10 protein-coding genes and 1 riboswitch are annotated in these 11,635 nt (G+C 67.5%); of the genes, 6 read left to right on the forward strand and 4 right to left on the reverse strand.

Translation table 11 applies throughout. The annotated features are described in order from the left end of the window. Positions 1-54: 54 nt before the first annotated feature. From ACIBB8_RS21415 to ACIBB8_RS21425, 3 genes are all read left to right on the forward strand, one after another. Entirely contained in the window at positions 55-1,248 is a 1,194-nt protein-coding gene (locus ACIBB8_RS21415) for an MFS transporter (protein ID WP_398954375.1), read from the forward strand. 520 nt (positions 1,249-1,768) lie between these two features. Further along, entirely contained in the window at positions 1,769-2,848 is a 1,080-nt protein-coding gene (locus ACIBB8_RS21420) for a dihydrodipicolinate reductase (protein ID WP_398954336.1), read from the forward strand. Continuing rightward, positions 2,845-3,324 (forward strand): carboxymuconolactone decarboxylase family protein, encoded by a 480-nt coding sequence (locus ACIBB8_RS21425; protein ID WP_398954338.1) that lies wholly within the window; start codon positions 2,845-2,847, stop codon positions 3,322-3,324. The genes ACIBB8_RS21420 and ACIBB8_RS21425 overlap by 4 nt, the downstream gene beginning before the upstream one ends. Before the next feature lie 3 nt (positions 3,325-3,327). On the opposite strand, the gene ACIBB8_RS21430 is transcribed toward ACIBB8_RS21425, so the two are convergent. Together ACIBB8_RS21430 and ACIBB8_RS21435 are read right to left on the reverse strand one after the other, a co-directional pair. Beyond that, positions 3,328-4,971: a GMC oxidoreductase gene (locus ACIBB8_RS21430; protein WP_398954340.1), complete on the reverse strand. Its 1,644-nt coding sequence runs from the start codon at positions 4,969-4,971 to the stop codon at positions 3,328-3,330. A 604-nt stretch (positions 4,972-5,575) separates the two neighbouring features. Beyond that, on the reverse strand, positions 5,576-6,343 hold the full coding sequence (locus ACIBB8_RS21435) for a transglycosylase SLT domain-containing protein (RefSeq protein WP_398954342.1): 768 nt from the start codon (positions 6,341-6,343) through the stop codon (positions 5,576-5,578). Between the two features lie 4 nt (positions 6,344-6,347). After that, positions 6,348-6,533, reverse strand: a riboswitch (cyclic di-AMP (ydaO/yuaA leader). A gap of 572 nt (positions 6,534-7,105) precedes the next feature. Here ACIBB8_RS21435 and ACIBB8_RS21440 point away from each other — a divergent pair. Further along, entirely contained in the window at positions 7,106-8,059 is a 954-nt protein-coding gene (locus ACIBB8_RS21440) for a DUF5996 family protein (RefSeq protein ID WP_398954376.1), read from the forward strand. An 11-nt stretch (positions 8,060-8,070) separates the two neighbouring features. Here ACIBB8_RS21440 and ACIBB8_RS21445 read toward each other — a convergent pair whose 3' ends face one another. After that, on the reverse strand, positions 8,071-8,430 hold the full coding sequence (locus ACIBB8_RS21445; RefSeq protein ID WP_398954344.1) for a UBP-type zinc finger domain-containing protein: 360 nt from the start codon (positions 8,428-8,430) through the stop codon (positions 8,071-8,073). A 233-nt stretch (positions 8,431-8,663) separates the two neighbouring features. Then, entirely contained in the window at positions 8,664-9,890 is a 1,227-nt protein-coding gene (locus ACIBB8_RS21450; protein WP_398954346.1) for an aromatic acid exporter family protein, read from the reverse strand. 179 nt (positions 9,891-10,069) lie between these two features. On the opposite strand from ACIBB8_RS21450, the gene ACIBB8_RS21455 reads away from it, so the two are divergent. Next, positions 10,070-10,537: a hypothetical protein gene (locus ACIBB8_RS21455; RefSeq protein ID WP_398954348.1), complete on the forward strand. Its 468-nt coding sequence runs from the start codon at positions 10,070-10,072 to the stop codon at positions 10,535-10,537. Between the two features lie 145 nt (positions 10,538-10,682). Then, a complete protein-coding gene (locus tag ACIBB8_RS21460; protein WP_398954350.1) occupies positions 10,683-11,303 on the forward strand; it encodes an L-threonylcarbamoyladenylate synthase in 621 nt (206 codons plus the stop codon). Positions 11,304-11,635: the final 332 nt, after the last annotated feature.

The raw sequence follows: 11,635 nt of genomic DNA on the forward strand, positions 1-11,635 counted from the left end.
GGTGTTCACAATGCAACCTTTCGAACACCAATGATGTTAGATATGTTCATCGACATGGAGAGATCGCTGCGGACCGGCCGTCTGGTCACGACTGCCTACTTCGCCCTGAACGGCTTCGTCCTGGGGATGTGGGTCGTCCACATCCCGGCTGTCGAGCGCCACGTGGGCATCAGTCATGCCGTGCTCGGCTGGCTGCTGCTGCTCCTCGGCGCGGGAGCCTTCGCGGGGATGCGGATCACGGGCCCGCTCACCGATCGGTGGGGCGCCCGCATCGTCGTACCACTGGGCGCGGCTCTGTGCAGCACGGCCGTGGTCCTTCCCGGCCTGGCCACGAACGCGTGGACGCTGGGAGCCGCACTCGCACTGCTCGGACTCGGCAACGGCTGTCTGGACGTCAGCATGAACGCCCACGCCATTCAGGTCGAGCGGGGCTACCGACGCCCCGTCATGTCCGCCTTCCACGCCACGTTCTCCATCGGCGGCGTCCTTGCCGCGCTGGTGGGCGCGCGCACGCTCAGCTGGGGCTGGAGCCCGGCGGTGACCCTCGGCTCGGTGGCCGTCCTCGGCCTCGCGGTCGCCGCGCTCGCCGCCCGCGGGCTCCTGCCGGCCGAACACACCCCCTCCCCTGCCGGGGAGGCTCCCGCCGATGTGACACAACCCGTGCACCGGACATCCCGCCGCATCTGGGCGCTGGCCGCGCTCGCGCTGATGCTCATGCTCTGCGAAGGAGTGGCCAATGACTGGAGCACTCTGCATCTGCGGGACATCCTGAACGCCAGCGCCGCCACCGCCGCTCTCGCCTACGGCGCGTTCTCGACCGCCATGACCATCGGCCGGCTGCTGACCGACCGAGTGGCCATGCGCTTCGGGCCCGTCGCCATCCTCCGCTACGGGGCGGCCCTGGCCGCGGTCGGGCTGACGACGGCCACGTTCTCCACCTGGATCCCACTGGCCCTGGTCGGCTGGACCGTGTTCGGGGCCGGGCTGTCCGGCTGCATCCCCCAGCTCTTCAGCGCCGCAGGCCACGCCGACCCGAGCGCCGCCGGGACGAATGTCTCGCGTGTCGCCGGTCTGGGCTATCTCGGCATGCTGGCCGGCCCCGCCGTCATCGGACCGCTGACGCACTTCGTCCCGCTCAACCTGACCTTCCTGCTACCCCTTGGGTTCTGCGTCGTGGCTGCGTGCGCAGCCGGAATACTCCGCCCGCCGCGCAACGCTCCGAGCCGACTGGAGGCCGAGGCAGCATGACCGGCACGGACCGCACGAGCTCCCTGTCCACCCGCGCCGTCCTCGCCGCACCGCTCACGGACACTCGGGGAGCGAATGGCTGCAGGCCTCGTGGTACTTCTCGCGCGCCTGCCGGAAGGCCGGCTCCCGGTACTGCTCCTCCGTCCCCAGCGGAAGCGTCGGCCGCCACAACTCGTTGGACCGGTCGAGTGCGTCCCGGGTTTTCTTCCTGGCAACGGCCAGAGCCGCAAGCGCCGTTGACCGTTTCTCAGGATCGTCCGAGATCGATCCGAATGCTCAGCCCAGCCGCTTGTCGCAGGCGCGTGCGTTGTCGCCGCCCGCGCTCGCTCCTGCGTCCCGTTCCTCGGTCACACCGGGCTCGTCCCCCAGGCGCCGGCCCGGGGGTGTACCCCATTCGGTAACGACTTAGCTGGCGCGGCCCGGGCGGTGTCGCGGTGGCAGCCGACTCCCCTGCCCCGCCCGGCAAACTCGTCGCGTCGCGGCACTAGGAAGTGATAGGCCCTCTCGCTACCCTCCGCGCATGATTTCCACGGTTGTCTGGGGCACAGGAAATGTCGGCCGCGCCGCGATCCGCGCCGTTGAGGCCCATCCGGCGCTCGAACTCACCGCCGTACTCGTCCACAACCCCGACAAGGTGGGACGCAACGCGGGCGAACTCGGTGGGCTCGGTCGTCCGCTCGGGGTCCTGGCGGGCGACGACGTCGATGCCGTGCTGGCCACCGGTCCCCGGGCCGTCGTGTACGCCGCGTCCGGCGACATCCGCCCCGACGACGCCCTCGCCGACATCTGCAGGGCGATCCGGGCCGGGGCCGTGGTCGTCACCCCCGCACTGTACGCACTGTACGACCAGTTGGGCGCCCCGCCGGAGCTGCGGGATCCGGTGCTGGCCGCCATCGCGGACGGTGGCGGCTCGCTGTTCGTCTCCGGTGTCGACCCCGGCTGGGGCAATGACGTCCTCCCGTTGCTGATCAGCGGACTCGGGACCTCCGTGGACGTGATCCGCTGTCAGGAGATCTTCGACTACTCCACCTACGACCAGGAGGAATCGGTGCGGTACCTGGTCGGCATGGGCCAGCCGATGGAGTACGAGCCGCTGATGCTCGCACCGACCGTCCCGACCATGGTGTGGGGTGGGCAGATACGGCTGATGGCCAGGGCTCTGGGAGCCGAACTCGACGACATCCGCGAGACGTTGGACCGAAGCCCGCTCGACGCCACGGTGAGCACCAGGACGATGGGCACGTTCGAGGCCGGCACCCAGGGCGCCGTGCGGTTCGAAGTGCAGGGCATCGTCGGGGGCGAACCCCGCATCGTCATCGAGCACATCACGCGCATCCACCCCTCCTGCGCACCGGACTGGCCGACACCGCGCGACGGAGACGGCGCACATCGAGTGATCATCGAGGGCCGCCCGCGCATCGAGGTCACGGTCGAGGCCACCGACGAGGGCGAGAACAGGTCCGCGGGCGGGAACGCCACCGCGGTCGGCCGGCTCGTGAGCGCCATCGACTGGCTCGTGGACGCGGAACCAGGACTTTACGACGCGCTCGACGTCCCGCTGCGCCCAGCAGTCGGCAAGCTCGGAAGGAGACATCCATGAACATCGACATCCCCGAGGGCAAGGACGCGATCGAGTACGTGTGGGGTGAGATGGTGCCCGGGATCGGGATCGCCGCATCGAACTTCTCGCTGTCGGTGTACGCCCACACGACCCTGGGACTGCGCGAGTTCGAAGCCGCGCGGTTGCGGATCGCCCAGATCAACGGGTGCGCCTTCTGCCTCGACTGGCGGACCGAACGGGACGGCGTGAAGGTCGAGGAGGATTTCGCCGACGCGGTGACCCAGTGGCGTACCACCGACGTGTTCGACGACCGGACCCGGTTGGCCGCCGAATACGCCGAGCGGTACGCCCTGGATCACCACAACCTCGACGACGCGTTCTGGTCCCGGATGACCGCGCACTACAGCCAGCTCGAGATCGTGGAGCTGAGCATGAGCATCGGATCATGGCTGGCGTTCGGCCGGCTCAATCATGTGCTGGGCCTCGACACCAGCTGCGCGCTGCCCGGCCGTTGACCGTCACAGGTCGGTGGCGATGATCTTCTCGATGTTCCGTTCGGCGAGCGCGGTGATGGTGACGAACGGATTGACGCTGGTGTTGCCGGGGATCAGCGAGCCGTCGATGACGTACAGGCCGGAGTAGCCGTGCAGGCGGCCGTAGTTGTCGGTGGCCCGGTTCAGCACTGCGCCGCCGAGCGGGTGGTACGTGAGGTGGTCGCCCCAGATCTTGTAGGTGCCGAAGAGATCGGTCCGGTAGATCGTCCCCTCCTTCTGGTTGATCCGGTCGAAGATCGTCTTGGCGGCATCGATGGACGGCTGCTTCCAGGCGGTCTGCCAGTTCAGGTCGACCGTTCCTGTCGCGGCGTTCCAGGAGAACTCGGCCCGGTTCGGGTTCTTGGTGATGGACAGGTAGAACGACGCGTACGTCTCGATCCCGGTGGGCAGCGGCGCGACTTCGGCGAACGCGCCACCAGCGGCCCAGTTGTCGATGCCGCCCGTGGGAATGGACGCCTGGAGGCTGCCGGTCGGGTCCCACATGTGGTTGGCCCGGCCGCACATGACATTGCCGTTGTCGCCCCACCCTTTACCGATCTCGTTGTTCAGGCCGGCGAGCGCGCCGGTGGCCTTCAGCTTCACCAGCAGCTTGCTGGTACCCACGCTGCCGGCCGCGAAGAACACCCGGTCGGCGGTCACCGTCTTGGTGACCGTGGTGACACCGCCGGTGTCGATCTGGTCGATGACGACCGTATAACCGCCGCCTGGCGCCGGGGCGACCGAAGTCACCTTGTGGAGCGGCGAGATGACGACCCTGCCGGTGGCCCTGATCCGGTCGATGTACGTCTTCTGCAGCGACTTCTTGCCGTAGTTGTTGCCGTAGAGGATCTCGCCGGCCAGCGCCGACTTGGGGACGGTTCCGGCCTCTTCCTGCTTCATGTAGTCCCAGTCGTACACGGTGGGCACGAAGACGAACGGGAAGCCGGCGCGCTGGGCCTGCTCACGGCCGACCCGGGCGTACTGGTAGCACGCGGCGGTGTCGAACCAGGCCGGGTCGATGGTGCCGGCCCCGAGCCCGGCGTTGGCGCGCGGATAGTAGATGTCGTACATCTCGTCGGCGTCCACCGACGGGAGGACGGCTCCGAAATTCTCGCGCTTGGGAGTGACCGCCATCCCACCGTTGACCAGCGAGCCGCCACCGACGCCACGGCCCTGGTAGACGGTGATCCCGCTGAACTCCTCGGCGTCGAGGATCCCCGTGGTGCGGGTGATGTTCTTGTCGATGGGGAAGCCGAGGAAGTTGCTGAGGGGCTGCTTGGTCCTGGTGCGGAGCCAGTACGACCGGCTGTCCGGGGAGGTCGTGTTGGCGAAGATCTTGCCGTCCGGGCCGGGGGTGTCCCAGGCCATGCCCATTTCGATCATGTGCACGTCGACGCCCGCCTGGGCGAGACGCAGCGCGGCGACGGAGCCACCGTATCCGGTGCCGATCACCAGGGCCGGGACATGGGCCCCGGAGTCGATCGGGGCAGTTGTGGAGCCGACCCCGGCCTGGGCCGGGGTGGTGTGACCCGCAAGGGCCACGGCTCCTAAAATAGAACCAGTTCCTGTGATGAACCTTCGACGCGAAAGGCCCTTGGGGCCTGCATTGTGCATGGTAAAGTCACTCATGTGACACGCCTCACTCTCCAGAGAGTGAAACTGGTTCTACTGCTGTTCGCGCATTAAGTCACTACATACCGATGGGTAACATGCACCCGACCGAGGCGGCCCGGATGCGCAACGCTGCCTGTCAGGCGGGCCGCCCCCGGCGGGCCGAACCTGGTCGCACACACTAACGGCCTGGTGCACGATAGCGAGTGGATCAGCGAGCGGCGTCATGCGGCTTCGAATCCAAGGCGGAAGAGGGAGGCGACGCGAAGGGGGCCCCTCCCGTGCCTTCAAGGCCATGGGGGAGTCGTCGACTGACGACAACGCCGGAAGCGGAGTCGCATGACGCCGGGAGCCCGCTCGCTATCGTGCACCAGGCCGTAAGGGCCGACCCGTAATCCCTGGTGGATCAGGGCACGGCGTCAGATGCGGTGCATCGCAAGGCGGAGGAGCGTCCTCATACTGGGCGCATTCGGACGTTCCGGCGACGCCGCAGGATGCGAAGCAAGGCGGGCTGACTTCTCGACTTCTGCACAGTCTCCCGTGCGCGACACCGACGGGAACGGGTGGCGAAGCCCCATCGGACCTTCGCCACCCGTCATGCCTGAATCAACGCAACCGGGCGTCAGTAGGCCCCGAACACGTTGTCGATCGAGCCGTACTTGGCGGCGGCGTAGTTGCATGCGGCCGTGATGTTGGCGACCGGGTCGTAGGGGTCCATCGACGTACCGGGCACGTGGTAGGCCCGGAACGTGGGGTCGATGACCTGCAGGAGGCCCTTGGACGGCGTGCCCTTGGCGGCGTTCGAGTCCCAGTTGTTGATGGCCCGGGGGTTGCCCGCGGACTCGCGCATGATGTTGCGGTGGATGCCGTTGTAGCTGCCGGGGATGCCGTGCTGGGCCATGACGGCCAGCGACTCCTTGATCCAGCCGTCGAGGTCGTTCGTGTACGTCGCGGGCTTCGCGGTGACGGCAGCGGCGGTGCTCGCGGCCGTCGTGGACTCGACCGCCGTGGTCGCGGTGGCGCCGATGGTGAGCTTCTGGCCCGCGTGAATGACGCCGGGGTCGGCTCCGATGACCGCTCGATTGTCCTTGTACAGCTGCTGCCAACCGCCGCTCACGGAATGACTCAGGGCGATCCTGTAAAGGGAATCACCGGCTATCACGGAATAGATGGTGGGCGTAGCCGCCCGCACGGCAGCCGGCTTGGCGGGGGCGGCAGCGGGCGCCACTGTCTTGGAGACGGCGGCGGTGGCAGGCTGCGCCGGCGCTGCCGAGGCAACGGTTGCCCCGATCATCGGAAGCGCGAGAACGGCTCCGCCCGTGCTCACGGCGATGAATCCGCGAGTCAGCGAACTGGGCTTACGACGACGGTGGTTAACCTGTGCGGGCATGGCGTATTCCTCTCCGTCGCCTACGAGGTGAGCTGTCGGGTTAAGGCTGGAGTTGCCTCGTCGTATGGGAATACGACTTCACCCCTAGCCGTTCCGGATACCGGATCGGCGGCTTGCGCGGGTCCCCCGCTCCTGCCGTACGTGAGTGGTCGGGTTCCCGGACGGCGGCAGGATTCGGCGTTCCATCCGGATTGACGGTGACCGTAGGCGAGAAACTCCGACCCGAACAAGTCCCCATTTCTCGATCACAATTCATTTACAAGATCGAGTCGCGGAAATTTTCACATTCCACCCCGGTCCGCGAAGCCAACTTTCTTGGCACAGAAGGGAACCGGGCGGCATGCCAATGCGTCCGCGGGTCCGGAAGGTGACTCTCACCACTCAGCCCGAAAAGGGCGATTTGCCCGGTACGTAAAAGCTCAGGCCCGCACGGGTTGCACGTTCACCAGAACGGCGAGCGATTTCCCCTTATCGCCAAAATTGCGACATTTAGGAGATTTTGGCGCTGCCGGACGGACACCCCGCCTCCGACTCGTCGGGAAGGGCGTCCCCGGGGAGACGACCAGGAGCAGCCGCGCGTCACCCGTCTGCGCCGACTGCGGCGCGCGAGTGGCCGCCCACCGTCCAGGCGTGCAGGTTCACGCGAACGACACCACGGCGGCCGCACAAGGTGCCGCACACCTTGGGCATGGCCATGATGGTGCGGAAGAACGCCCTGCCCGCCCGCCGGGACCGTCCGGCAGCATGAGAGAAGTGATGGCGATGGAGCTGTTCCCGCCCATGCCGCTCGCCGAATGGCGTGACACCAAAGAGACGCTCCACCGCTTCGCGCAGATCATCGGAAAGATCCGTCTCGCGGCCAGTGTCCGGCGCAATCACTGGTGGAACGTCCCGTTTCACCTCACTGGCCGCGGTATCACCACCCGCCCCATGGGGCAGATCGACGGCAACCCGATTTTCACGGTGGACTTCGACTTCGTCGGCCATCGACTCGTCATCACAAGACTGGACGGCACGACGGTCTCGTTCCCGCTTTCGGGCCAGTCCGTGGCTTCCTTCCACAAGACGGTCATGGCCGCCCTGGACGCGCTGGGCATCGAGGTGGATATCAACTTGCCCAAGCCATTCGATCTGTCCGACGCCGACCGTCCGTTCGCCGAGGACACGGAGCACGCGGCATACGATCCCGAACAGGCAAACCGGTATTGGCAGGTCCTCAGTCAAGTAGCACTGGTACTGGAGGAATTCGCCGCGCGGTTTTCGGGGAAAGTCAGTCCGGTGCACCATTTCTGGCACACCTTCGATATCGCTCACACCCGCTTTTCGGAGCGTCAGATCGACCAGCCCAAGCAAATCGACCCGGTGACCCGGGAGGCCTACTCCCGGGAAGTGATCAGCTTCGGTTTCTGGTTCGGTGACGACACGTTCGCCGCGCCCGCGTTCTACTCGTACACCGCTCCCGAACCGGCGCGGCTGGCGGAGGAACCCCTCACTCCGGTGTCGGCGCAATGGGTGGATCGTGGCGGCAGCCACCTGGCGGTGCTGCCGTATGACGCGGCCCGCACCGAGAGCGATCCACGTGGGGCCGTACTCGCCTTCTACGAAAGCGCCTATCAGGCCGGCGCGGGGCGCGCCGGCTGGGACATCGCCCGTCTCGCCTGCCCCGGCGGCATCACCGATCCGTGCCTGAGGACCCGTACGCCTGCCCGAGGATGAGGAGCGCGGCTTCAGTGCAGTTGCCGCTCCCAGTCCGCGGGGACCTTGCCCTGGGGACCCGGGGTCGGCTGGGCGACCGGGTGCGAGGTGGGCGGGAGCAGCTCCAATCCCTCGTAATATTCCTCGGTCTCGATGTTCCAGAGCCAGTTCTCCCCCGGTTCGAAGCTGGCCAGGAACGGATGTCCTGCCTCGCGTGCGTGCTTCGTACCGTGCTGCGAGGGCGAGGAGTCGCAGCAGCCGATGTGTCCGCACGCCGCGCAGCGGCGCAGGTGCATCCACCATCCCGGTCCGTCGCCCGCCAAGCAGTCCGCACATCCCGCCCCGCTGGGAGCCGCGGTGAGATCGATGCCTGGGATCTGGTCAGGTGCCATGTGACGTGCCTCCGTGATCAGGCGCGAGACCGCGGACCCTGCGGGTCCCGTCCCGGTGCTCTGAGGCTTCCGATTGCCCTCCTGCATCGTAAGGCCGGGCTACCGGGTCCGCCCGCGTCGAACAGCCGTGCCGGACTCCGGGCGCCGCTCGATGATGTGAAGTGCTCGCCCTGTGGAGGACCTTCGCGTACGCCGACGGCAGCGCAGGGTGCGGGTCTCCCATCGCCGCGCCGTCACCCTCCCGGGACTGTCGGCTGCGGGGCCCGGTGGCTGCCGAGCCGCCGCCGCAGTGCGGCGAGCCGGGGATAGCGTTCGTGCAGTTCAGCGGAGTGGCGGTCGAGCTCCTCGCCAAGGCGTTCGGCGCGTTTGTCGATGTCCAGCTCATCGAGAATGCGGTCGACCTCGGCGAGCAGCGCACCGTGCAGTTGCCACTGTCGGGGGTGCTCCTGAACGTCCTCCAGCAGGAGGTCGGCCACCACGTCCCGAGTGGCGCGGCTGGCGGCCAGTGCGGCGGCAAGTCGCGACTCCGCCTCCTCGGCATTGGCGGACACCGGGGTGGTGATCAGAGTGGAGAAGCTCTCGATGGCGTCGGCCATCTGCGCAAAGAGTTCCCGGAGCGAGGCGGCCACGTCCTCCGGGAACATGGTTTCCCCGGTCCGGGCTTTGGCCAGGTCCGTCAGCGTGCGGGCCAGTACACGGAGTACAACGGCACAGATCTCCAGTGTGTCGAGTCCGGTCCGCAGGACGATGCGGTACAGAAGGCCCTGCCGGATCCGGGGGTTGAGCAGGAGACTCTCCTCGGCCTGCCGGAGCGAGGCGTCGACGGCCACGATGTCGTGGTCCAGTCTGCGGGCATCGTGCAGTCTCGCCGCCGCCTGCGCGACCGAGACGTGGCCGCCGACCTCCTCGCCAATGGCCCGGAACATCCGTCCCATCTCCCCCGCCAGTTCGTCGATGGACACGCCCGCGTTCTGCACCCATACGGGCGGTGCGAGCAGGTTGAACAACAGGCCGACGCCCGCACCGATCAGGGTCTCCAGAACGCGGTCCCATGCGGTGGCGGCGACCTGGGAGACGCCGAGGACGAGCATCGCGCTGATGGCGACTTCCGGCACGAACTCGTCCACCCGCACCATTCGTCCGATGATCAGCGAGCTGAAGATCGTCAGGCCCAGGCTCCACCAGTTCAGACCCACCAGCGCGCTGAAGCCGATGGCGATGAGCACCCCGACGACGACGGAGTTGACGCGCCGGATGCCCGTGGTGAGCGTCGCGTACAGGGTGACCTGAACGACGAGGAGCGCGGTCAGCGGAGCCGTCAGCGGTACAGGCTGAGGAAGAGTCCACACCGCGACGACATAGGAGATGACCGCGGCCGCCGTCGAGCGCAGCGTCTGCGCCGCGACAGGCTCGGTGGTCCGCCGTACGAGCTTGATCACGGGTGCGGAGAGTTCAGGCATTTCACTCTCCTTCCCTCGTACGTCTGCTTGCAGCACCACGAATCCACCGGACGGGTTGCGCGTGGACTCCGTCGTTGGGTCCGTACCGCCGCCTGGCGTCAGTGGTCGGCTGGCGGAGTGCCGGAAGTCGGCGCAATGCGGCCCTGTGGGTGTGGGGCGCCGATCCCTACGCTCGTGCCATGCGTGTACTTGTCGCCTCGACCAGCGGATCGGGACACTTCAGCCCGCTTGTCCCGTTCATCGACGCCTGCGCGGCGCGTGGGGACGATGTCCTCGTCGTCGCACCGCCGAAGCTCGAACCGTCACTGGCGGCCCGGGAACAGCCCTACCGCATCGGCGGGGAGCCGCCGGAGGCCGAGCTCGTGCCGCTGATGATGCGGGTGTTGGGGCTGCCTGCGGACGAGGGCGTGTCCCTGATGACCAGAGAGGTGTTCGGCAGACTGTGCATCACCGCCATGCTGCCGACGCTGGAGGAGCTATCGCCCCTGCCGAAGCACGCGACGGTGGAGCGCAACCAGCCCATGGTGCCGAGCGCGGCGGCCTCGCCCTCATCCGGTACCGGGATCAGCCTCGGCTCGGCGAGCGCGGCCAGGACATTGGCGTACGTTTGGATTTCGTGCACGGAGGAGTTCATACCGTCACGCTAGGCACGGAAAAGTTCGGCAGCCGCCGAACCATGCCCGGGGCACGGCAGTTGTACGGCGTCGCCCAGCGCCGGACTTGCCGAGGTTCTCGCCGACGTCCCGGATCCCGTTCCTCACCAAGGCAGTCCGGATCACATAAGCTCGAACAATGGCGAAGTACTTCGACGTGCACCCCGAAAATCCTCAGCGGCGCACCATCAGCACGGTGGCTGAGACCATCCGCTCCGGTGCGCTCGTCGCGTACCCGACGGACTCCTGCTACGCACTGGGATGCCAGCTGGGCAACCGTGACGGCATCACCCGGATCCGTTCGATCCGGAACCTCGACGATCGTCACCACTTCACCCTGGTGTGCCAGGACTTCGCGCAGCTCGGTCAGTTCGTACACGTCGACAACGACGTGTTCCGCGCGATCAAGGCAGCCACGCCCGGGAGCTACACCTTCATCCTCCCGGCGACGAAGGAGGTGCCGCGTCAGCTGCTGCACCCGAAGAAAAAGACGGTCGGAGTCCGCATTCCCGACCATGTGGTCACCCAGGCCCTGGTCTCCGAGCTCGGTGAGCCGCTGCTCTCCAGCACCCTGCTCCTGCCCGACGAGGACGAGCCGATGACACAGGGCTGGGAGATCAAGGAGCGGCTCGACCACGAGGTGGACGCGGTGGTCGACTCGGGTGACTGCGGCACCGAACCGACGACGGTCATCGACTTCTCCGAAGGCGAAGCCACGATCGTGCGCCGAGGAGCAGGCGACACCACACGGTTCGAATAGCCATACACCGACGGCATCGCCACGTGCGAGGCATGGGACCGCGTGCCCCTGCCTCGAATGCCACGTGGTCGGCCTCCACGCGCTCCGCCGTCTCCGCCCTCAGGGTCCGGGCCCAACCGTGTGCGTGGACCGGGATGAACCTGCCTGCCGAGCAGGCCTGTTCGAGGGCGGGGAGCGCGGAAAGGGCTCATGCTTACGTCTCGGTCACGGCGCAAGGCCGGGCCCGGGGCATGTTCTGGCCGGGTTCGGCCGCATGGCCGGCAGGTCCGGTCAGTAGGCCGAGTTGACGTGGTCGATGGAGCCGTAGCGGTGGGCGGCGTAGTTGGCGGCGG

Origin of the sequence: Streptomyces sp. NPDC051286 (assembly GCF_044455345.1) — a bacterium.
Classification (GTDB): Bacteria; Actinomycetota; Actinomycetes; order Streptomycetales; family Streptomycetaceae; genus Streptomyces.